Source organism: Streptomyces sp. NPDC007971 (genome assembly GCF_042958635.1).
Lineage (GTDB): Bacteria > Actinomycetota > Actinomycetes > Streptomycetales > Streptomycetaceae > Streptomyces.
The window spans coordinates 107,196-129,457 of record NZ_JBIBJK010000019.1 but is presented as its reverse complement, the minus strand read 5'-3'; the positions used below and the strand labels follow the sequence as shown (position 1 = coordinate 129,457).

16 protein-coding genes are annotated in these 22,262 nt (G+C 71.9%); 10 read left to right on the top strand and 6 right to left on the bottom strand.

Annotated elements, in window-relative coordinates; genetic code table 11:
- Positions 1–256 precede the first annotated feature (256 nt).
- Entirely contained in the window at positions 257–1,423 is a 1,167-nt protein-coding gene (locus ACFZCP_RS33640; protein ID WP_391434908.1) for a transglycosylase family protein, read from the top strand.
- On the opposite strand, the gene ACFZCP_RS33635 is transcribed toward ACFZCP_RS33640, so the two are convergent.
- Complete coding sequence (locus tag ACFZCP_RS33635) at positions 1,413–2,780, bottom strand: DMT family transporter (RefSeq protein WP_391434905.1); 1,368 nt, start codon at positions 2,778–2,780, stop codon at positions 1,413–1,415. The genes ACFZCP_RS33640 and ACFZCP_RS33635 overlap by 11 nt on opposite strands.
- Positions 2,781–3,008: 228 nt before the next feature.
- Here ACFZCP_RS33635 and ACFZCP_RS33630 point away from each other — a divergent pair, with 228 nt between their 5' ends.
- The 6 genes from ACFZCP_RS33630 (at position 3,009) to ACFZCP_RS33605 (ending at position 11,773) form a co-directional block, all read left to right on the top strand.
- Positions 3,009–3,773, top strand: coding sequence for a (2Fe-2S)-binding protein (locus ACFZCP_RS33630; protein ID WP_391435047.1), 765 nt, complete (start codon positions 3,009–3,011; stop codon positions 3,771–3,773).
- A gap of 40 nt (positions 3,774–3,813) precedes the next feature.
- Entirely contained in the window at positions 3,814–4,965 is a 1,152-nt protein-coding gene (glgA, locus tag ACFZCP_RS33625; RefSeq protein WP_391434902.1) for a glycogen synthase, read from the top strand.
- A gap of 50 nt (positions 4,966–5,015) precedes the next feature.
- On the top strand, positions 5,016–6,236 hold the full coding sequence (gene glgC / locus ACFZCP_RS33620) for a glucose-1-phosphate adenylyltransferase (RefSeq protein WP_391434899.1): 1,221 nt from the start codon (positions 5,016–5,018) through the stop codon (positions 6,234–6,236).
- A 135-nt stretch (positions 6,237–6,371) separates the two neighbouring features.
- On the top strand, positions 6,372–8,693 hold the full coding sequence (locus ACFZCP_RS33615) for a GH92 family glycosyl hydrolase (protein ID WP_391434895.1): 2,322 nt from the start codon (positions 6,372–6,374) through the stop codon (positions 8,691–8,693).
- Between the two features lie 151 nt (positions 8,694–8,844).
- Positions 8,845–10,176 carry a wax ester/triacylglycerol synthase family O-acyltransferase gene (locus ACFZCP_RS33610; RefSeq protein WP_391434892.1) on the top strand — a complete coding sequence of 444 codons (1,332 nt, stop codon included), beginning with the start codon at positions 8,845–8,847 and terminating at the stop codon, positions 10,174–10,176.
- A gap of 103 nt (positions 10,177–10,279) precedes the next feature.
- Positions 10,280–11,773, top strand: coding sequence for an SDR family NAD(P)-dependent oxidoreductase (locus ACFZCP_RS33605; protein WP_391434889.1), 1,494 nt, complete (start codon positions 10,280–10,282; stop codon positions 11,771–11,773).
- A 351-nt stretch (positions 11,774–12,124) separates the two neighbouring features.
- Here ACFZCP_RS33605 and ACFZCP_RS33600 read toward each other — a convergent pair whose 3' ends face one another.
- Positions 12,125–12,931, bottom strand: a complete 807-nt coding sequence (locus ACFZCP_RS33600; RefSeq protein ID WP_391434886.1) for a glucose 1-dehydrogenase — start codon at positions 12,929–12,931, stop codon at positions 12,125–12,127.
- Positions 12,932–12,983: 52 nt separating this feature from the next.
- Positions 12,984–13,385, bottom strand: a complete 402-nt coding sequence (locus tag ACFZCP_RS33595; protein WP_391434884.1) for a hypothetical protein — start codon at positions 13,383–13,385, stop codon at positions 12,984–12,986.
- Between the two features lie 497 nt (positions 13,386–13,882).
- Here ACFZCP_RS33595 and ACFZCP_RS33590 point away from each other — a divergent pair, with 497 nt between their 5' ends.
- The gene (locus ACFZCP_RS33590; RefSeq protein ID WP_362696953.1) at positions 13,883–14,056 is read left to right on the top strand and encodes a hypothetical protein; all 174 of its coding nucleotides are present in this window, start codon (positions 13,883–13,885) and stop codon (positions 14,054–14,056) included.
- Positions 14,057–14,338: 282 nt separating this feature from the next.
- Here ACFZCP_RS33590 and ACFZCP_RS33585 read toward each other — a convergent pair whose 3' ends face one another.
- On the bottom strand, positions 14,339–15,718 hold the full coding sequence (locus tag ACFZCP_RS33585; protein WP_391434879.1) for an amidase family protein: 1,380 nt from the start codon (positions 15,716–15,718) through the stop codon (positions 14,339–14,341).
- A gap of 210 nt (positions 15,719–15,928) precedes the next feature.
- Between ACFZCP_RS33585 and ACFZCP_RS33580 the strand changes: the two genes are divergently transcribed.
- Positions 15,929–18,265, top strand: coding sequence for an alpha-L-fucosidase (locus tag ACFZCP_RS33580; RefSeq protein ID WP_391434876.1), 2,337 nt, complete (start codon positions 15,929–15,931; stop codon positions 18,263–18,265).
- Positions 18,266–18,362: 97 nt separating this feature from the next.
- Here ACFZCP_RS33580 and ACFZCP_RS33575 read toward each other — a convergent pair whose 3' ends face one another.
- Both ACFZCP_RS33575 and ACFZCP_RS33570 read right to left on the bottom strand, forming a co-directional pair.
- Positions 18,363–19,418, bottom strand: a complete 1,056-nt coding sequence (locus ACFZCP_RS33575) for a M12 family metallopeptidase (protein WP_391434872.1) — start codon at positions 19,416–19,418, stop codon at positions 18,363–18,365.
- Between the two features lie 265 nt (positions 19,419–19,683).
- On the bottom strand, positions 19,684–20,730 hold the full coding sequence (locus tag ACFZCP_RS33570; RefSeq protein WP_362696963.1) for a LacI family DNA-binding transcriptional regulator: 1,047 nt from the start codon (positions 20,728–20,730) through the stop codon (positions 19,684–19,686).
- Positions 20,731–20,966: 236 nt separating this feature from the next.
- Between ACFZCP_RS33570 and ACFZCP_RS33565 the strand changes: the two genes are divergently transcribed.
- On the top strand, positions 20,967–22,256 hold the full coding sequence (locus tag ACFZCP_RS33565) for an extracellular solute-binding protein (protein WP_391434867.1): 1,290 nt from the start codon (positions 20,967–20,969) through the stop codon (positions 22,254–22,256).
- Positions 22,257–22,262: the final 6 nt, after the last annotated feature.

Sequence of the window (22,262 nt, the reverse complement as noted above, 5' to 3'; positions counted from 1 at the left end):
ACTACGGCTCCGTCAGTACGGGTCCTCGCCCATCCTGACGTGCCGCTACGGCGAGCGCACATCCGACCCGCCACGTTTGATTACGCACGGAAAGCGCCGGTGCCTCAGTGCGCCCCGGCGCACACCGCCGATCCCGCCAAGGAAGGCCCGTTCTCAGCCACTTGGGTGGCACACGAGGCCGATTTGCTGTCTTGTCATGGCCTGTTCGCGGCGCATACTTTTGCGGCTCCTGACGCATGTCGAGGGGATTTCGGACATGGCCGTACGCGGCCGGCATCGCCGGTACCAGCCGAGCAGGATCAACCGCGCCTCACTCACCGTCACGGCGGGCGGTGCCGGCCTCGCGATCCCGCTGGTCGTCGCAGGCAGCGCCGACGCGGCCGACGCCTCCACCTGGAACAAGGTCGCCGCCTGCGAGTCCAGCGGCAACTGGAGCATCAACACCGGCAACGGCTTCTACGGCGGCCTGCAGTTCACCCGGTCCACCTGGGAGGCCTACGGCGGCACCCGGTACGCGCCGCGCGCCGACCTCGCCTCCAAGAGCCAGCAGATGACCGTCGCCGAGAAGGTCCTCGGCGGGCAGGGGCCGGGCGCCTGGCCGGTGTGCTCCGTACGCGCCGGGCTGACCCGGGGCGGCGGCGCGCCCGAGATCCACACCGACAGCGCCACGACCCACCCGGCCAGGACCTCCTCCGTGCGGGACGTGCAGCCGCAGACCACCCCGCAGTCCCGGGCCGGCCGGGCCGAGATGTACACGGTCGTGCACGGCGACACCCTCTCCGGCATCGCCGGTGAACAGCACGTCCAGGGCGGCTGGCGGCGGCTGTACGCGGGCAACCGCAAGGAGATCGGGTCCGACCCCGACCTGATACTGCCGGGCCAGCGCCTCAGCCTGCACGGGACCGCCTCCCCGCAGTCCGGCACGCACCCCGGGCACTCCGACACCAGCGCCAAGACACCGAAGCGGAAGGCCCCTTCGGAGAAGAGGACCTCCACGCACCACACGTCCACCGGCAGCCACGGGCTCGTCGCCCCGGTGACCGCGTCCATCGGCACCGGCTACCACGTGGCGGGGTCGCACTGGTCGAAGGGCTACCACACCGGGATCGACTTCCTCGTGCCGACGGGCACCTCCGTCAAGGCGGCGGCGGCCGGGCACGTGGTCGCCGCGGGCTGGGGCGGCGCCTACGGCTATCAGGTGGTGATCCGGCACGCCGACGGGCGCTACACCCAGTACGGGCACCTGTCGGCCATCTCCGTGCGGGCCGGGCAGAGCGTGGCCGGCGGGCAGCGCATCGGCCGGTCCGGGTCCACCGGAAACGTCACGGGCCCGCATCTGCACTTCGAGGTGCGGACGGGGCCCGGCTTCGGTACGGACATCGACCCGCTCGCCTATCTGCGGGCCGGTGGCGTCAGGATCTGACGTGCGCGCGCTGCCGGTCCGGGACCGGCAGCACCACGTGGAAGCTCGCGGACAGCGGCAGGTAGGGCATCGGGAGGGCGCAGAGGGCGGCCGGTGAGGCACTCTCGTCCTCCGCCGCGCGGCTGTCGCCGGGGGCCGGAGCGAACACCTCTTCCAGGGCGTCCTCCAGAGCCTCCTCCAGTACGGTGCCGTCCGCGGCGCGCGTGCCCTCCAGACCGTGCCCGTCCTGTGCGAGAGGTCCGTCCGGACCGTGCCCGTCCCGTACGAGCGCAACGTCCGGACCCTGCACGTCCCGTACGAGCGTGTCGTCCGGGCCGAGCCCGCCCGCCACGACCGTGTCCCGCTCGATCACGTCCCGCACAACTGCGTCCGGCACGACCCCGTCCTCCGGGACCCTTGCGGCCGGGGCCCCGGCAGTCTCCCCGGCCCCCTCCTCCGGCTCCGCCGCCGCGCGCTGCCGAGGTACGGCCACGGCCGCCTCGCCGACGGCGGCGGGCGCGGTCTGCGGCGCCTGCTCCACGGCCGGAGCGTGCTCCAGCCGCTCCGTCGTCAGCAGGATCAGACCGCCCCCGGCGACCACGCCGCAGCCCAGCGCGAGCACGGTGCCCGTGGTGCCGTAGCTGAACGTCTCGCCGAACATCAGGATGCCGACCGCGGCGGCCAGCACCGGGTTGACCACTGTCAGCGTGGCCAGTGGTGCGGCGAGGCCGCCGCCGCGGTAGGAGGCCTGGGAGAGCAGGACGCCCGCGGCCGCGAACACGCCGATGACGGCGAGGGAAGGCAGCTCCGCGAGGCTGATGCCGTTGTCCCAGTCGACCGTGACGGTCTTGGTGAACACCGACGACATGCCGAACGCTATGCCCGAGCCGGTCGCCAGCAGCACGCTGCGCACGGCGGGGTGCCGGTGCGCGGCCCGGCCCGCGACCATCAGGGTCACCACAGCCCCGCCGGTGACCAGCGCGACGGCCACCCGCTGAGCCCCGTCGAGGGAGTGCGTGTCGGACGAGCCGACCAGGGACAGCAGCCCGGCGAGTCCCACCGTGGCCATGATCGCGCCCCGCCAGGCGGTGGCTCCGGCCCTGCGGCCGACGAACAGCGCCGCCATGGGCAGGGCGAAGACGATGGTCAGTGCGCCCAGCGGCTGCACCAGGCTGAGCGGGCCGTAGGCCAGCGCGACGACGTGCAGCACGCCGCCGAGGCCGTTCAGGGCCAGCCCCGCCCACCAGCCGGCCCGGCGCAGCGGCAGGTACGACTCGTCGGGGCAGGACACCGCGACCTGCTCCTGCACGATCGCACCGCCCGCGTACGCGACGGCGGAGACGAACGAGAGCAGCACGGACAACGCGAGGGCGCTCATCGGCCATTCCTCTGCGTGCGGCGGGCCCGGTGGACCCGGTGCGGCGTACGGTCGGCTTTCACAGCGAACACTCTGCCCGCTCGGCTTCTTCCCGTCGTCGTACCTGAGCACGCAATGGGTCCTACTACCGATGGAGTACACCCTGCGCACGATCATCCCCAAGGGGGGCGTCAACGGGTGGAGACCCCGACTCCACGGACATGAGGGAGCCTGGTAGTAGTGCTTGTCGTGGACCTCGACCCCGATCTCGCCGCACTCCGCCCGCTCGGCGGCTTCTTCGTCCTGCGGACGACGACCGGAGCCACCGCGGCGCCCGCCCGCGCGGCCCTGCCGACGCTCGCGGAGACGTATGCCGGGACGTACGCGGCGGCGCCGTCGGGCCTCCACCGCACCGCGCTCACCGTCCGGGTGGCGACGGTCGGGGAGCGTCTTCGCGCCCCCGAGCCGCGGGTCTGCGCCTCCATCGGCCAACAGGGCCTGGCCGCCCGCCTGTGGTCCGTGGCCCTGGCGTGTGCCGCCGTGTACGGCCGGCTGCCCGACCTGGATGCCCGGCTGCTGCGCTGGGACGTTACCGCCTCGGCCCCCGAGGACCTGTGGCTGACCGAGGTGCGTCCGCTCGCCGGGGACGCCGCGACCCTCGCGGGCACCGTGCTGCACGGTCATCTCGAACCCCTAGGGGAAGCCCTGAGGGCCCGTTACGGTGTCGCCTCCGGTCTGCTGTGGGGCAACGCCGGCTCGGCGCTGGCCGGCGCGGCCCGCGAACTGGACCGCTGGGCACGTGCGAACGGCCGTACCGAGGTCGCGGACCGGGCCCGCGCCCTCACGGACGCGCTCTTCGCCCATCCGCTCCTGCGCACCACGGGCACCCGCACCGGCACGGCCTTCCGCCGCCGCAGCTGCTGCCTGTACTACCGCGTCCCCGGTGGCGGAGTCTGCGGCGACTGCTGCTTCACCCGGCCGCCGCGCCCTTCCCCGGGCGCCGCATCTGGGTGACCATGAAGGGAACCTGTTGCCGGTGCAAGGGGGTTGTCGGGTGCGAGTGGGACTGCTGACCCGGGAGTACCCCCCGGACGTGTACGGCGGCGCCGGCGTCCATGTGGAGTTCCTCGCCCGCGAGCTGACCTCCCTGGTGGACCTGGAGGTCCACTGCTGGGGCGAGGGCCGCGGCGTCGGTGTCAGACGCCACCGCCCCTGGACCGCCCTCGACGGCTCCAACGACGCGCTGCGGACCTTCTCCGTGGACCTCTCCATCGCCGCCGCCCTCCAGAGCCGTGACCTCGTCCACTCCCACACCTGGTACGCCAATCTTGCCGGCCACCTCGCCAAGCTCCTGTACGGGATCCCGCACGTGGTCACCGCCCACTCGCTGGAGCCGCTGCGCCCCTGGAAGGCCGAACAGCTGGGCGGCGGCTACGCCTTGTCGAGCTGGACCGAGCGCACCGCGGTCGAGGCCGCGGACGCCGTGATCGCCGTGTCGGGGGCCATGCGCGAGGACGTCCTCGCCTGCTACCCGGCGCTGGACCCGGCCAGGGTGCATGTCGTGCACAACGGCATCGACACGACGCTGTACCGGCCGCACCACGGCACCGACGCCCTCACCCGGACCGGACTCGATGCGGCCCGCCCGTACGTCCTGTTCGTCGGCCGGATCACCCGTCAGAAGGGTGTGCCCCAACTGCTGCGCGCGGTGCGGGGCATCGACCCCGGCGCGCAGGTGGTGCTGTGCGCGGGAGCCCCCGACACCCCGGAGATCGGCCGCGAGTTCCGCGAGCTGTACGAGGAGCTGAGCCGCGTCCGCGCGGGCGTGTTCTGGATCCCGCAGATGCTGCCGCGTGCGGACGTGGTCCAACTGCTCACGCATGCGGCCGTGTTCGTCTGCCCGTCGGTGTACGAGCCCCTCGGCATCGTCAACCTGGAGGCCATGGCGTGCGGCACGCCCGTGGTCGCCTCCCGGGTCGGCGGCATCCCCGAGGTGGTGGAGGACGGCACGACGGGCCTGCTCGTCGACGTGGACGACGGTTTCGAGGAGAGCCTCGCACGGGCGCTGGACACCGTCCTCGGCGACCGGGAGACGGCCCGGCGGATGGGGGAGGCCGGACGGGAGCGTGCCGTCGCCGAGTTCGGCTGGGACGCGGTGGCCCGGCGCACCGCCGGACTGTACGAGGACATCCTCAAGCGGGCTTAGGCCGGTCCGCTCGGGGCAGCCATGATTCGACGAGGGTGAGGGGAGCGGCCATGCGTCGTGGGGGACCTTCGGTGCTCGGGATCGTCCTGGCGGGCGGGGAGGGCAAGCGCCTGATGCCGCTCACCGCGGACCGCGCCAAACCGGCCGTCACGTTCGGCGGCACCTACCGGCTCGTCGACTTCGTCCTGTCCAACCTCGTCAACGCCGACGTCCTGCGCATCTGCGTGCTGACCCAGTACAAGTCCCACTCGCTGGACCGGCACATCACCACCACCTGGCGGATGTCCAGCCTGCTCGGCAACTACGTCACCCCGGTCCCGGCCCAGCAGCGCCTCGGCCCGCGCTGGTACCTGGGCAGCGCCGACGCGATCCTGCAGTCCCTGAACCTGGTCCACGACGAACAGCCCGAGTACGTGGCCGTGTTCGGTGCCGACCACGTCTACCGCATGGACCCGCGGCAGATGCTCCAGCAGCACATCGAGGGCGGCGCGGGCGTGACGGTGGCCGGCATCCGTGTCCCGCGCGCCGAGTCGTCCTCCTTCGGGGTGATCACACCCGGCTCGGACGGCCGCAGCGTCGAACGGTTCCTGGAGAAGCCGGCCGACCCTCCCGGTCTCGCGGACGACCCCGAGTGCGTGTTCGCCTCGATGGGCAACTACGTCTTCACCACCAAGGTGCTCATCGAGGCGCTGCACCGGGACGCCGAGGACACCCGGTCGGTCCACGACATGGGCGGCTCGATCCTGCCCCAGCTGACCGGCCGCGGCGAGGCACAGCTGTACGACTTCAGCGAGAACCACGTGCCCGGCGAGACCACCCGCGACCAGGGCTACTGGCGGGACGTCGGAACCCTGGACGCCTACCACGAGGCCCATATGGACCTCATCGCCGAGCGCCCCGCGTTCAACCTCTACAACCGTCAGTGGCCCGTCTACACCCACTCCAACCAGCTCTCGCCGGCCCGCTTCAACGCCGGCGGCATCGCGAGCGAGTCCATCATCAGCGCGGGCTGCCTGATCCGGGGCCAGGTCAGCCGGTCCGTGCTGTCCCCGGGCGTCCGGGTCGACCCGGGAGCGGTGGTACAGGGCTCGGTGCTGCACGACAACGTGCGCATCGGCCGGGGTGCGGTCGTCCGCGGTGCCGTCCTTGACAAGAACGTCGAGGTCCCGCCCGGCGCGACCATCGGCGTCAACCCGGAGCGGGACGCCGCGCTGTACACCGTCTCCCGCGGCGGAATCATCGCCCTGGGGAAGGGCCGCCGGGTGTCGTAGCCAGCCGTGCCGGCGTCCTCGCCCGGGCGGTGCCCGACGCGACGCGCCGACACATTCCGCCCGGGATACCCGAGTTCGCCTCGTTCGCCCCGCACGATGCAGGCAACGATGTCGAACCTTCGGAGGTCATCCGCCATGAGAGGGACCCGGCGCACGCGCCTGTGCCTGGCCGGGGTGATGGCAGCGTCCGCGCTGATCGCCACCCCCACCGCACGGGCCGCCGAGCGGACCGACGGCCACCTCACCGACCTGGTCAACCCGTTCATCGGGAGCCAGAACGAGGGCAACACCTTTCCCGGTGCGGCCGTGCCCTTCGGGATGGTGCAGCTGTCCCCGGACACCGGACACAGCACCGGCTACGACTACACCCAGAACCGCATCCGTGGCTTCTCGCTGGTCCATCTCTCGGGCGTCGGCTGCCGGATCGGCGGCGACCTGCCCGTGCTGCCCACCACCGGCGACGTCACTCAGACGGACTACGCCAAGTACGCCGCCGGGTTCTCGCACCAGAACGAGGAGGCGAGCCCCGGCTACTACCGTGTCGGCCTCGACTCCGGCATCCGGGCCGAGCTGACCGCGACCGAGCGCACCGGTGTGCAGCGCTTCACCTTCCCGGCCACGGACAAGGCCAACGTCCTGCTGAACGCGTCCCAGTCGCTGCACCAGGCGACCGGCAGCACGGTGGAGATCCTCGACGACCACACCGTGCGCACCGAGATCACCGGCCACGGCTTCTGCCGCGACACCGGCCCCTACACCGTCCACACCGTCACCCGTTTCAGCCGGCCCTTCACCGCCTACGGCACCTGGGCCGGCTCCAAGGTCACCGCCGGGGCCCGCACCGGGACCGGCGGCGCCTACGTCCGCTTCGACACGACGAAGGACCGTACCGTCGAGGCCACCACCGCCCTGTCGTACACGGACGCCCGCGGCGCGGCCGTCAACCTGCGCGCCGAGGGCGGGCGCTCCTTCGACACCGCTCGGGAGCAGGCACGCGCGCAGTGGGAGCGGCGGCTGGCGACCGCCCGCGTCGAGGGCGGCGACCCGGCCCTGCGCCGCACCTTCTACTCCTCGCTGTACCGCTCGTTCCTCGCGCCCAACATCGGCAGTGACGCCGACGGCCGCTACGCCGGCTGGGACCGCCGGATCCACCGCGCGGAGCGGTTCACGTACTACCAGAACTGGTCGCTGTGGGACACCTACCGCACCCAGGCCCAGCTCCTCGCCCTGCTCGCACCCCGCGAGTCGCGGGACATGGCCCAGTCGGTGGTGAAGGTCGCCGAGGACGGCGGCTGGCTGCCCAAGTGGGGCTACGGGCCCGTCGAGACGAACATCATGAGCGGCGACCCGGTCACCCCGTTCCTGACCACCGCCTACCAGATGGGTCTGCTCAAGGGCTTCGAGGAACGGGCCTACCGGGTGCTGCGCGAGAACGCCGACGGGGTGCCGCCCGCCGCCTACCCGGGCATCGGCCGGGAGGCCAACGCCGAGTACATCGCGCACGGCTTCGCGCCCTACGACAAGGACCGCCCCTACGCCAAGATGGGCGACTCCGACTACCGGCACGGCGCCTCCGTCACCCTGGAGTACGCCCTCGCCGACGCGATGCTCGCCCAGATGGCCCGCGGCCTCGGCCATGACGCCGACGCCGCCCGGTACGCCGCCCGGGCGCAGAACTACCGGAACATCTTCGACCCCTCCACCGGCTTCTTCCGTGCCCGGGACGCCGCCGGCGCCTTCACCGGCTCGGCCGACCCGGCCCGTGGCATCGGCTTCCACGAGGGCACCGCCTGGCAGTACCAGTGGCTCGTCCCGCAGGACCTGCCGGGCATGGTCGGCCTGATCGGCGGCGAGCGCGCGGCCAACGACCGCCTGGACACCTTCTTCGCCTACGACCGGCTGCTGGCGGACCCGGCGAAGACCGCCCGCGAGGTGTGGGTGCACGGTGACGCGTACAACTACTACAACGCCGACAAGTACAACCCGATGAACGAGCCGGACCTCATCGCGCCGTACACCTATCTGGCCACCGGCCAGCCCTGGAAGACCACCGACGTCGTGCACGCGGCGCTGACCCTGTTCACCGACGGGCCCACCGGCATGACCGGGAACGACGACCTCGGCACCATGTCCGCCTGGAACGTGCTGTCGTCGATCGGGCTCTTCCCGATCCAGCCCGGCTACGACACCTGGGGCCTGTCCACGCCGGTCTTCGACCGCGTCGACCTCACCCTGGACCGCCGCTTCTGGCCGGGCGGCCGGCTGACGGTCACCGCCCCCGGCACCTCGGCGGGCAACCGCTACGTCCAGGCCGTGCACACCGACGGGACGGCGCACACGCGGACCTATCTGACGACGGGTGCCCTGCGCTCCCTGGGCACCCTCGCCTTCACGGTCGGCCCGCGCCCGTCCGAGTGGGGTACGTCACCCCAGGCGGCACCCCCGGTGCTGAAGTGACCTCAGGAGTCTCATGAGTCCCGCCCCTTTCGGAGGGGCGGGACTTAATCTGCTGTTAACTGTGCGTAGCGTGATCGTACTTGACCGTAATCGGGTGACACGCTTTGACTGTTGCACTGCACCCCCCCCCGTCGTCACGCGAGGCAAGCCCTTGACTTCCGACCTGCTCGCCCCCCTCGACCTGGCCTTCTGGAACATGGAGTCCGACCGGCACCCGATGCACCTCGGCGCGCTCGGCGTCTTCACCGCGCACTCGCCCACCGCGGGCGCCCACGCCGCCGATCTGCTCGCCGCCCGGGCCGCCGCCGTACCCGGGCTGCGCATGCGCATCCGGGACGTCTGGCAGCCGCTCGCCTTCGGCAGCGCCGCCCGCGAGAACGACCCGGACTTCGACCCGCTCCACCACGTCCGGCTGCACGCCCCGACCACCGACTTCCACGCGCTCGCGGGAAAGCTGATGGAGCGTCCGCTGGAGCGCGACCGGCCGCCGTGGGAGGCGCACGTCCTGCCCGGCGAGGACGGCGTCTCCTTCGCCGTGCTGTTCAAGTTCCACCACGCCCTCGCCGACGGGTTGCGCGCGCTCAAGCTCGCCGCCGGCGTCCTCGACCCCCTCGACCTGCCCGAGCGCGGCCCGCGCGCCATCGAGCCGCCGCGCGGTCTGCTCTCCGACGTGCGCAGACTGCCCGGCCTGATCCCCCAGCTGGTCAAGGGCGCGCTGTCCGACGTCGGCCGGGCCCTGGACATCGGCGCCTCGCTGGCCCGGTCGACCTTCGGCATGCGCCCCTCGTCCGCGCTGACCTCCGCGCCCAGCGGCACCCGCCGCACGGCGGGGGTCGTCGTGGACATCGACGACGTGCACCGCGTCCGCAAGAGCGCCGGCGGCACCGTCAACGACGTCCTCATCGCCGTCGTCGCCGGTGCGCTGCGCCGCTGGCTCGACGAGCGCGGCGACGGCAGCGAGGGCGTCGCGCCCCGCGCTCTCGTCCCCGTCTCGCGGCGCCGCCCGCGCTCCGCCCAGCCACAGGGCAACCGGCTCTCCGGGTACCTGATACGGCTCCCGGTGGACGACCCCGACCCGCTGCGCCGCCTGGACACGGTCCGCACCGCGATGATCCGCAACAAGGACGCGGGACCCGACCGGGGAGCCGGTGCGGTCGCGCTGCTCGCCGACCACGTGCCCGCACTCGGCCACCGGCTCGGCGGCCCGCTGGTCGGCCAGGCCGCCCGGCTCTGGTTCGACATCCTGGTCACCAGCGTGCCGCTGCCCGGATTCGGGCTGAAGCTCGGCGGCCACCAGCTGGCCGAGGTCTACCCGCTCGCCCCGCTGGCGCCCGGCCAGGCCCTCGCGGTCGCGATCTCGACGTACCGCGGCCGGGTCCACTACGGGCTCGTCGCCGACGCTCAGGCCGTTCCCGATCTCGATGTGTTCGCGCGTGCGGTGACGGCCGAGGTGCAGACGCTGATCACGGCCTGCCGGGTGTGAGCTGATCGGGTTTGGCCCTGGGCACGGCGCTCCGTAAAATTCCCCCTTCGAAAGCGGGCGCGAGTCGGAGCGCTGCGCGGGTGATCAGGGAAGCGGCAGCGCGATGACGGTGACTAAGGACGGCCCGAGGGCCATGGACGAGGTCGAGTACGGCCCCGGCATCGACCCCGAGCGCCTGGCCGTCTGCCTCGGCGTGCTCGAGGAACTCGACAGACTGGAGGTCGACCACCCCGACGCCATCGCGGTGCGCCGGGCCACGGCGGGCATCTACCGCACGGTCAAGCAGCGCCGCCGCCAGGAGCGCCGGGCCGCCAAGACCGCCCACGACAAGGCGGTCACGGAGGCCACCGCGACCGGTTCCGCCCAGCGCATCGACGACGAGACCGAGGGCATCCTGCCGTCGTCGGTCACCGAGGCGGGCCAGGTCGCGGGCATACTCCAGCGCCCCCGCTCCTGCTACACCTGCAAGAGCCGCTACGTCGAGGTCGACTACTTCTACCACCAGCTCTGTCCGGACTGCGCCCGGCTGAACCGCGCCAAGCGCGACGCCCGCGCCGACCTGACCGGCAAGCGCGCGCTGCTCACCGGCGGCCGCGCCAAGATCGGCATGTACATCGCCCTGCGGCTGCTGCGCGACGGCGCGCACACGACGATCACCACGCGCTTCCCCAAGGACGCCATCCGCCGCTTCAAGGCGATGGACGACTCCGCGGACTGGATGCACCGGCTGGAGGTCGTCGGCATCGACCTGCGCGACCCGGCGCAGTCCGTCGCCCTGGCCGAGCGGGTCGCCGAGGTGGGACCGCTCGACATCCTGATCAACAACGCGACACAGACCGTGCGCCGCCTGCCCTCCGCCTACGCGGCCCTGGTCGACGGCGAGAGCGCCCCGCTGCCCGCCGGCGAGCTGCCCGCCCACCACGTCATCGGCGCCTTCGGCTCCGGTGCCGTCGACGGCATCGCCGCGCTGCCCCTCGGCACCAGCGGCCTGGATGCGCAGAAGGTCGCCGACCTCGCGCTCGTCGCGGGCAACGCGAGCGTCGCCCGGCACCTCGACGGCACCGCCATCGACGCCGGCGGCCTCGTCCCCGACGTCGTGGACACCAACACCTGGGTGCAGACCATCGACCAGATCTCGCCGGTCGAACTGCTGGAGACCCAGCTGTGCAACTACACCTCGCCGTTCATCCTGATCAGTGCCCTGCGCCCGGCCATGGCGGACGCCGCGAAGAAGGCCTCCAGCGGCCGTGCGTACGTCGTCAACGTCTCGGCGATGGAAGGCGTCTTCGGCCGCGGTTACAAGGGGGCCGGGCACCCGAACACCAACGCCGCGAAGGCGGCCATGAACATGGTGACGCGGACCAGCGCGCAGGAGATGTTCCAGACCGACGGCATCCTCATGACCTCGGTCGACACCGGCTGGATCACCGACGAGCGTCCCCACTACGACAAGCTGCGGCTGGCCGAGGCCGGCTTCCACGCGCCGCTCGACCTGGTGGACGGCGCGGCCCGCGTCTACGACCCGGTGGTGCGCGGCGAGGCGGGCGAGGACGTGTACGGCGTCTTCCTGAAGGACTACGAGCCCGGCAAGTGGTAGCGGCCCGCGCCGGGCGTCGGCCCTCCTGACCGCGCCCGGCCCCGGAGCGACCGCGGGGATAGGGGCGAACGCCGGGGCGCGGGGCGACCGACGGGGCACAGGGTGACCGGCGAACACGGAGTAACTGCCGGGACACGGAGCGTCTGCGGACGCCGCGGGGCGAACGCCGGGACATGGAGCGCCCGCGGGGCCACGGGAGCGAGCACCTGGACGCGGAGCGTCTGCGGTGGGGGCGGCGGTGCCGGTCGGCCGGGCCGGGCCGTGGGGCGCGGCCGGTCCCGCCCCGCCGCGGAAGCGCACGACCGCACGACCGCACGACCGCACGACGGCACGACCGTGCGGCCCGCGCGCCTATCGGGGCGCGGGCCCGTGCTCCCGCAGGCGGTCGTGCACGGGGTTCCCGGCTGTGGCGCGTGCGGCCCGCACCCGCGTCCCGCCGTCCACCAGCAGATCGGCACCGGTGATCCAGCCGGCCGCGTCCGAGGCGAGCCACACCACGGCCCGTGCCACGTCCTGCGGCTCCCCGATCCGCCCGAGCGGCAGCCCCGCCGCCACCTCCGCCTCGCCCGGCTCCCAGACGAATCGGGCCATCTCGGTGCGCACGAGTCCGGGGGAGACGGAGTTGACCCGCACCCGGGGCGCGAGTTCGCCCGCGAGCTGCCGGGTGAGATGCAGCAGGGCCGCCTTGGTGGTGCCGTAGGCGCCGACATGGGGCCCGACATGCCCGGCGCCCTCCGTGCACACGTTGACGACGGACCCGCCGTGCTCCCGCATCCACCCCCGCCAGGCGCACTGCACCAGCCGCAGCGGTGCCTCGACGTTGACCGCGAACGCCTCCCGCCACGCATCCGCGCCCGCCTCCATCAGCGGTCCGTACGGTTGGTTGGTCGCGGCGTTGTTGACCAGGACGTCCAGCCGTCCGAACTCGCGCAGCACCAGATCGGTCAGCTCCTCGGGGTGCCCGGGGCCGGCCACGTCCCCGGCCAGTCCGATCCCGTCCAGCTCGGCGGCCGTGCGCCGCACCTCGTCCGGGTCCCGCGCGGTCACGCACACCAGCGCACCGGCCGCCGCGAGCGTCCCGGCGACGGCACGTCCGATCCCGCGCGTCCCGCCGGTGACGACGGCCGCCCTGCCTTCGAGCCCGTGCGACGAGGTCATCGCCGTACCGTCTCATGACGGACCGTCAGGCAACAGGGGTCCGGCGCCGCCCTCAGTCGACGGCGCCGAGTCGCGCGTGCCGGTCCGCCAGCAGCTCCAGTACGGTGCGCCAGTCCTCCAGCACGCCGGCGTCGAAGCGCGCCGACCGGCTCTCCTCGGCGGCCTGGCGCAGTTGCAGGAGATCGTCGTGGGCGGAGCCGGCGCGCGAGTCCCCGCGGACCAGCCGGAACACCCGCTCCCCGAGCAGCGGGCGCACCGCCTCGGCCGCGCTGCGGGCCCGCCCCGCCTCGTCGGCCGGGCACAACACCGGCCCGATCCCGTGGATCAGCCCCGCCACCTGCAGCTCCTTGTCGGCGGGGCGGCTGCGGCGCAGCAGCGCGGCGGTCCGCAGCGCGTGCTGATGCCGTCCGGCGTACAGCAGATCCATCAGCTCCTCGACGCTGCGCAGCTCCATGCGTCAGTCCTTCCGCGAGACAGCCGTTGCCGCCAGTCACCAGACCATGGCGACCTTGCGGTCCGGCCAACGGCACCTGAACTGCGCCGCGTCGGCTCGGAGGCCCGTCGCTCGAACTCGAAGACCTGTTCGTAGAGGTAGGCCGAGTGGGTGAATCATCGGAAGAAGCAGGTGATGCGGTTTGTGGCAAATAGCGGCATATTGAAGGGCATTGGGGCGCTAAATGAAGCAGATTAGTTACATCTTGTTTGCACTCCCTATCGAGCGGACGTGCGCTCATTTGGTTAATCTGGAACGGACGGACAGCAGTACGGGGTCCTACCCTCACCCACCGTCCGTCCCGGGGTGAGTCGGCCGACAACGGCCTGCTCTGACACGAGAAACCGGCGCCACCGCGTCCGAACAGGCCTTCCATGCAGACCCGAGCGGGCAACGAGAGCCGGAGCGCAGACCGTCCGGTACGCCCCGAGGGTGACCCGACACATAAGGAGTGCGCGGTGACACCGGAGAAGACGAATCGCGACGAGCGCCCCAAGGAACACACGGAGCGCAGGGGCCGCCGCCCCGGAGAGCTCGGCAGCCTCGACGTGTGGGCCCGGTCCGCCCCGATCCGCCTCGCGGGTTACGAGGAGGATCTCGCCGAGCCCCACATCCTGCCGAGCGTGGACTGAAGCGCCGGCCGGACTGTCGCGATCGCCGCACGCATGGGCGTGGCGGACTCACGCCCATGCTGATCAGAAAAGCCGTGGCCGACGACCGGCCGCGGATCCGGCCTTTCCGGCACCGGATCGTCGCCGCCGAGACCTGCGCCTGGGACCCCGACATCTCGGAGCGGGCGGCCCGTGCCCTGTGGACGAGTCCCCCCCGGAGCGCGTCTGTGCGGCCGGGGACCCCGCCGAGGCCGCGGTCACCGTCCCCGCCGCGGCCGGGACGGCCCGCACCTCATGGACAAGTCACCGGTCCGAACGGCCGGGCCCACGGTCCCGGTCCGCCTGCGGGGCCGTCCGGTGCCACGGGTGCCGTCGCTCCAGTTCCTCCGCCAGGGCCAGCAGGCCGGGCTCGGTGCCCGGGCGGCCCACCAGCTGTACGGCGCAGGGCGCACCGGAGGGGAGTGTGCCGAAGGGAACCGACATCGCGGGCCAGCCCGTCAGGTTCCACGGCGGGGTGAAGGGCGAATAGGCGGTGTTGGCCAGGAGGTTGCGCAGCCAGCCCCGCTCGTGCCACGGCGCGGCCGCGGGGGAGCGGCGGGCCAGGGCCGGGGTGAGCAGGACGTCGTACTCGGTGAAGAACGGCATCAGCCGCTCGCGCAGCCGCTCGCGCCCGTCCCCGGTGCGCACGGCGTGCAGGAAGCGGCGGCCCACGGCCGCGTGCACCCGGGTGCGCCGGGTCAGCCGCGCAGGATCGAGACCCGCCGCGTCCACCGCCGTGCCCGCCGTCCAGTGCTGGAGCGAGGTCACGCCCAGGGAGAGAGGGTAGGGCGGCTCGGCCCGCCGGACCCGGTGACCGGCCTGGGCCAGGATCCCGGCCGCCTGCCGGACCGCGGTCGTATACGGCTCGCTCACGCTCACCCCGGCCAGCGGGCTGCGCAGCGCGACGGCGATCCTGCGGGGTGCGGGCTCCTCCTCCGGCCGGCTGACACCGGTGTCCGCCAGGACGTCGAGCATCAGGCGCAGGTCCTCGACCGTGGTGGCCAGCGGACCGTTCTCCGCCATGCCGAACCAGTCGCCGTTGCCGATCCCGGCCGGTACCACGCCGTGCCCCGGCTTGAGGGTGACCAGTCCGCAGTTGGCCGCGGGGATGCGCAGCGAGCCCATGCCGTCGTTGCCGAGCGCGAGCGGGACCAGGCCGGCGGCCACCGCGGCCGCGCTGCCACCGGAGGAGCCGCCCGCCGTCCGGGTGATGTCCCACGGATTGCGGGCGGTGCCGTGCACACCCTCCGTGGTACCGAAGACGCACAGCTCGGGCACGTTGGTCAGACCCACGACGACGGCACCGGCGGCCCGCAGCCGGGCCACCGTCACATGGTCCTCGGCGGCCGGAGTGTCGGGGGTCGCGGCGGAGCCGTTGCGGGCCGACTCACCGCGCACCGCCAGATTGTCCTTCACCGCCACCGGCACCCCGGCCAGCGGGAGCCCGCCCAGATCGGCACGGGCGCCCACCTCGTCCGCCTCCGTGAGCGCCGCCTTGGCCCGGACCGTACGGAACGCCCCGACCCGGCCGTCGAGCCGCTCGATCCGGTCGAGGTGCTCCGCCACCACCTCCCGTGGCGTGACCTCCTTCTCGCGTACGGCGGCGGCGATCTCGGCTGCGGTCCGGCCGGCCCAGCTGCTCACGGGCTCTCCTTGGCTACTCGTCGGTATGAATCGAGGCGCGTAGGGAGAACTGTGCACGGCCGGTCGCGGCACGTCGAGAGGCCGATGACAGACATGGGATCTGTCATCCGATCTATGGCTCAACTCCCCGCTCAGGTAGCCCCGTTGACAGTCCCGTGATCCCGACACCATCATCAGACCTCCGATGAATCAGATGCATGGGAGCCGCTCATGAGCACGTATCCCAGACGTCGAATCCTGGGCACGGCAGTCGGCGTGACCGCCGCGGCCGCCCTCCCCCTCACCACGGCCGCACCCGCACGGGCCGGCGAACGCCGGGGACCGTGGGCCGCCGTCCCCGACCCCGTGCCCATCGCGCTGGACGACCTCTTCGACAACGACGGCATCGACACCGCCTCCGCACGCGGCGGCGACTTCGACGGCTCCGGCTACACCTTCCCCGGCGAGGAGCTGCCCGCCGGCCGCATCGAGGTCGACGGCGTGCCCTTCCTCTTCCCCGCCGCTGCCGCCGGGGCCCACAACAACGCCGTCGCCCTCGGCCAGCGCCTCGGCCTGCCGAAGGGCCGCTATCTGTCGGCCTTCTTCCTCACCGCCGCCAGCTACGGCAACGCCTCCGGCACGGCCACCGTCCACTACGCCGACGGCACGACCAGCACCGCGAGCCTCGGCGGCGCCGACTGGTACGCGACCGGCGGCCCCCTGTCGGCCCCGTACCGCTACCGGCCGGACGGCGGCAGGGACGACCACGCCGTGGGCATCGGAGTCTCGGAGGTCTGGCTCGACCCCGCCCGCGAGGCCGTCGCCCTCACCCTGCCCGTGACCAGCCCCGCCCAGCCGGACAAGGCGTCCCTGCACCTGTTCGCCCTCACCCTGCAACCGGCCGCCGACGGAAGGGCGTTGACCCTGCGCGGCCCGCACTCCACCCCCTCCCTGCTCGACCCCTCCGGCGCGCAGAGCGTGGAGGTTACCGTCGTCAACGCGGGCACGGTCGCCGTCCTGGCCGCGGACGGTGTGTCGGTGACGGTCGACGTCCCGGGCGCCCGTACGGTCCAGCCCGCCCCCATCCGCCGTCTCGACCCCGGCGAACAGGCCCGCGTCCGCATCGGCATCCGCAACCGCCCGGGGACGCCGCCGGGCACCCGCCGCGACGGCACGGTCATCGTCACCGGGCGCGGCGCCCGGGCGGCGGCGGGCAGGGCCCCGCTGACCCTCGGCACCGCCGACTACGCACCCACCGGGGCCTCTCTCGCGGCACACCAGGCGCCGTACTGGTTCCAGGGGGCCAAGTTCGGCATCTTCATCCACTGGGGCGTCTACTCGGTGCCCGCCTGGTCACCGGTCGGCAAGCAGTACGCGGAGTGGTACTGGAACCACATGCAGGACCCGGCCAACGCCGTGTACGCCTACCACCGGGACACCTACGGCGCGGACTTCGCCTACGACGACTTCATCCCCCGTTTCACCGCGGACAAGTTCGACCCGCGGGCCTGGGTGGAGCTGTTCCGCGACGCGGGCGCCCAGTACCACGTCCTGACCTCCAAGCACCACGAGGGCTTCGCCCTGTGGGACACCAAGGTCTCGGACCGCAACGCCGTGAAGGCGGGGCCCGGGCGGGACCTCGTCAAGGAGCTCTTCGAGGCGTCCCGCCGCTACACCCCCGAACTCCGTCGCGGCCTCTACTTCTCCATGCCGGAGTGGTTCAACCCGGACAACCCGTGGATGGGCCACGCACCGCGCAACCCCTACACCCGACAGCCGGTCCCGTACACCGGTTACACCTCCGGCAAGGACTACGTCCGCGACTACCAGGCACCGCAGATGCTCGAACTGATCCACGGCTACGACCCCGAGATCATCTGGTGCGACATCGGCGGCGCGAACGACAGCCTCCACGTGCTCGCCGAGTACTTCAACCACGCCAAGAACCGCGCCCGCCCGATCGACGTCACCGTCAACAACCGCTCGGGCATCGACGTCCACGACTTCACGACCCCCGAGTACACGACGTACGAGAACACGGTCGTCGCCAAGTGGGAATCGAGCCGGGGCCTGGACCCGTTCAGCTACGGCTACAACCGGGCGACCCCGGATGCCGCGTACATGACCGCCGAGGAGGTGGTCCACAGCCTGGTCGACATCGTCTCGAAGAACGGCAACCTCCTCCTGGACATCGGACCGCGCGCCGACGGCACGATCCCCGACATCATGCAGACCCGGCTGCGTGAGACGGGCGCCTGGCTGAAGGTCAACGGGGAGGCGGTGTACGACACCGCGTACTGGTCGCGCATGGCCCAGCTCGGGGCCGACCTGCGCTTCACGGTGCGCCCCGGCGAGGCGTTCTACATCCACTCCCTGGCCGAACCCGGCCCGAGGCTCACCGTCGAGGCCCCGGTCCCCGTGCGTGCCGGCGACCGGGTCACCCTGCTCGGCCACGACCGGCCCCTGACCTGGACGGTGAGCAAGGGCGCGCTCGTGATCGACGTACCCGAGGCGGCCCGGAAGGCCGGCCGGTACGTGTGGGTCTTCAAGGTGGAGTGGCACCGCTGAGCGGCGGTCCTGCCACTCACCCGGTGGCGGCCCCGGATGCCGGGGCGGCCACCCCTTCACCCGTACATGACCGCGATGCCTGCATGATCGCGATGCTTCACCAGTACATGACCGCGATCGAGCCGCTGCCCCAGGCGGAGTACAGGCGGGCCCGGGCCACGTAACGGTGGTCCTTGACGAGTTTGGCCTCCAGGCGTCCGTTGCGGTCCTGTCCGCTGTCGTCGTCGGCGGCGACGTACTGCAGGCCGCCGTCGGTGTCCTCGAACAGGGCCAGCACGACATCGCTGTTGCCGAACGTGCCGATCTGGTAGCTGCGCGTCTCCGTCGGAACGATCTCGAAGTCGGCCTGTTGCCCGGTCGCGAGCTGCAGCGGTGTCGACTGGAACGCCTGGAGTCTGGGCGGCTGGGCGTGCAGCGGCGGGTACCACTGCAGGACGCGCTCCTTGTCCGTGGCGGACAGGCTCAGCGACGCGGGGATGCCGCTGCGGTACTGCTCCGGACGCACGATGAGCCCGGGCCCGAAGCTGTACTCCATGATCGAGTCGGGGTCCCAGGTGGACCCCGTCACCTCGTTCTGCGACAGCTTGCGCAGGATGTTGTTGAACGTGACCTCGTGGGGCCAGTTGTTGGGCGGTGCGCCGAGGTCCGCGTAGACCCTCTCCTCGTTCCAGACGATGCCGGCGAACGGGTTCTGGTGCTCGTGGGCGAAGCCGATCGCGTGCCCGGTCTCGTGCAGCGCGGTGGCTTTGCCGTACGGGGTGGTCAGGTCCCAGCCGAACGTCATGGTCGGCTGGGTGGTGCTGATGCCCAGGTTGTCCCGGCCGACGTACGAAGCGGAGCCCTCGTTCGCCTCGAAGACGATGCGGATCTCCGAGTCGCCGGGGTCGGCCACCTCCTGGAACTGCAGCCCGATCCCGAGGGCCTTCCAGGCCTGGAAGGCGTGCCGGACCTCGTCCAGCTGCTCGGAGCCGCCGATGTCACCGCCCTGGTCCAGGAAGGCGAAGTGAAGGACCGTGCCGTTGATCCACTTGGCGCGGACCAGCAGTATGGCCCTCGACCGGCTCGGGTTGAGGTCCGGGCGCAACACGGGCTGGGTCTGCGGTGGTTGGGTGCAGTAGCGGGGCATGGCCCCGTTCTCGGCCAACGCGTTCATGGCAGCCCTCCTTCGGGTGTGTGTCTCCCACCGCGAGGGCGCGCACGTACCCAGACGTCGGCCGGCGGTCGGGCGGAGAAGGAGGTCGGCGGCACGCAGCTGATCGCCACCACGGTGTTACGGCTCTCGGTGAGATGCCCGACCCGATGAATCCAGCATCTTTCCGGGCGGGGCATTTCGCAAGTGCTGAATCGTGAAATACGGTGCGAAACAGCGCGGTTGAACGGTGAAGCACCGTCCTTCCCGTGGTGAGGGACCGCCTTTCTCATGCCCGCCGCGCCGTCCCCGTACTGCCCCGCCCCGTCAGCCGGGGCACCGGTACCCCCACCGCCCGTGCCGCGTGGCCGTCCAGCAGCGCCAGCAGCTCCCGTGCCGCCGTCCGGCCGAACTCGGCACTGTCGCGGGAGAGCGCCGACAGCCGTGGGGTGACCATGCGGCACAGCGCCGAGTCCTCCCAGGAGACCAGCGAGACGTCCTGCGGGACACGGAAACCGAGTTCGGCCGCGGCGGCGAGACCGGCGACGGCCATCACGTCGTTGTCGTAGATCAGCGCGGTCGGGGGAGGCGAGCCGCCGAGCATCCGGCGGGTCACGGCGGCGCCCTCCGTGTCGGAGTAGTCGGTCGTCACCGACCGGACCTCGGCCAGGCCGCGGCGCTCGGCCTCCGCACGCAGGGTGGCGACACGGCGCTGGGTGTGCGCGAGGCCGGGAAGGCCGGCGATGTGCACGATCCGCCGGTGGCCGAGCGCCGTCAACTCGTCGACCACGGAGGCCATCGCGCCGGCGTCGTCCGCCCAGACCGTGGACAGGCCGGGGTGCCGTACGTCGGGTGCGCCGCCGATGACGACGGCGGGCAGGCCGAGTCCGTCCAGCAGGTCGGGGCGCGGGTCCTCGGCGCGCGGATCCACCACCAGGACGCCGTCCACCCGGTGCTCCGCCCACCAGCGCCGGTAGACAGCGCACTCGTCGGCCACGTCCTGGGCCACCTGGAAGAGCAGCCCCAGATGGCGCTCGGCGAGCACCTCCTGGATGCCGGAGACGAGTTGCAGGAAGAAGGAGTCGACCCCCAGCGTGTCGGCGGGACGGGCGAGGACGAAGCCGACCGTGGCCACGCCCTCACCGGACAGCGCGCGAGCCGCCGTGCTGGGATGCCAGCCGAGCTGCTCGGCGACCCCGCGGACCCGGGCACGGGTGGTCTCCGAGACGCCGGGTCGTCCGTTGAGCGCAAAGGAGACCGCGCTCTCGGAGACCCCCGCGCGGCGCGCGATGTCCTTCATCGTCGGCCGCCGGGCGGGTGATCGCTTCTCCGGCAACGTGACGCTCCCCTCCGTACGGCCCGGTACCGGCCAACTGCTAATGCGCTTGAGCGGACTTACCCTAAAGCGCATTAGCGATCGGCGGCAATAGACCCGACCCACCGCTGTGAACTGGGATTTTGAGCCACTAATGACTTTAGCTGGGTCGAATCCATTGACGCGTCCCGGAAAGGGTGTGCACAGTCTGGCCCGGCACCTTCGGCCACATCCCACTGCAAAGGAGCCCAGCCGCCGTGCGTATCTCCCGCAGAAACTTCGCCGCCGCTGCACTCGCCCTGGTCCTGCCACTGAGCGCCTGTGGCTCGGGCGGTGGCGACGGCGGCTCGACCGACGCCTCGGGCAAGGTCGAGGGCGACATCACCTTCCAGACCTGGAACCTGCGCGCCAACTTCAAGCCGTACTTCGAGGGCCTGATCACGGACTTCGAGAAGAAGTACCCCGGTACCCGGGTGAAGTGGATCGACCAGCCCGCCGAGGGCTACGCCGACAAGATCAGCGCCGACGCCGCCGGCGGCACGCTGCCCGACGTCGTCAACGTCTCCCCGGACCTGGTCGCCCCGCTCGCCGATGCGGGCCTCGCCCTCGACCTCGACAAGGCGGCGGACAAGTACAGGTCCGAGTACCTCGACGGCGCCTGGGCCAGCCACCAGGTGCCGGGAATGAGCGGCACCTACGCCTTCCCCTGGTACCTGAACACCGGGCCGCTCTTCTACAACAAGTCCCTGTTCGAAAAGGCCGGACTCGACCCGAGCGCACCCCCGAAGACGTACGACGAACTCTTCGCCGACGCCCTGCAGATGGCGGACAAGAGCGACGGCAAGGTCGCCACCCTCGCCAACGTGCCCACCATCGAGGACTTCGGCCGGTACGGCGCCCGGTTGATGAACAAGGAAGGGACCGGATTCGCCTTCGACGACACCAAGGGGATCTCTCTCCTCACCCATTACAAGGAGCTGTACGACGCCAAGGCGCTCGACCCGCAGGCGCTCACCGCCACCCCCGAGTCCACCGGGAAGAAGTTCCTCACCGGGGCCGTCGCCATGAACCCGGGCAGCGCCCTCGACCTCGGCAACTTCAAGAAGCAGGCGCCGGGCCTGTACAGGAACATCGGGATCACCGACCAGATCACCAGCACCGGGCACGTCAACATGTACGTGATGGGCGTGATGGTCAACTCCCGCACCAAGCACACCCCGGCCGCCGTCGCCTTCGCCCACTTCGTCACCGACGCGCAGAACCAGATGTCCTTCGCCAAGAAGGTCGCCATCTTCCCGAGCACCGCGGGTTCCCTCGACGACCCGTACTTCACCAAGGAGGACGGCACCGACGAGACGCGCGTGCGCATCGCCGCCGCCAAGTCCCTCAAAAACGCCGTCAATTACACCCCGGTACTGTTCAGCGAGCAGATGAAGACAGCGCTGCGCAACGAGGTCGCCAAGGCCCTGCAGGGCAAGGAGAGCCCCAAAGCGGCGCTCGACAACGCTGTCAAGGCCTGTGACCAGCTCCTGAAGCAGCAGGGCTGACCGGCG

Bases quoted from the DNA above. Each gene is read 5' to 3' on its own strand.
- ACFZCP_RS33595 (WP_391434884.1), bottom strand. From the start codon at position 13,385: ATGGAGCTGCGCAGCGTCGAGGAGCTGATGGATCTGCTGTACGCCGGA.
- ACFZCP_RS33575 (WP_391434872.1), bottom strand. From the start codon at position 19,418: ATGAACGCGTTGGCCGAGAACGGGGCCATGCCCCGCTACTGCACCCAA.
- ACFZCP_RS33580 (WP_391434876.1), top strand. From the start codon at position 15,929: ATGAGCACGTATCCCAGACGTCGAATCCTGGGCACGGCAGTCGGCGTG.
- glgC (WP_391434899.1), top strand. From the start codon at position 5,016: ATGCGTCGTGGGGGACCTTCGGTGCTCGGGATCGTCCTGGCGGGCGGG.
- ACFZCP_RS33615 (WP_391434895.1), top strand. From the start codon at position 6,372: ATGAGAGGGACCCGGCGCACGCGCCTGTGCCTGGCCGGGGTGATGGCA.
- ACFZCP_RS33640 (WP_391434908.1), top strand. From the start codon at position 257: ATGGCCGTACGCGGCCGGCATCGCCGGTACCAGCCGAGCAGGATCAAC.
- ACFZCP_RS33600 (WP_391434886.1), bottom strand. From the start codon at position 12,931: ATGACCTCGTCGCACGGGCTCGAAGGCAGGGCGGCCGTCGTCACCGGC.
- ACFZCP_RS33605 (WP_391434889.1), top strand. From the start codon at position 10,280: ATGACGGTGACTAAGGACGGCCCGAGGGCCATGGACGAGGTCGAGTAC.
- ACFZCP_RS33635 (WP_391434905.1), bottom strand. From the start codon at position 2,780: ATGAGCGCCCTCGCGTTGTCCGTGCTGCTCTCGTTCGTCTCCGCCGTC.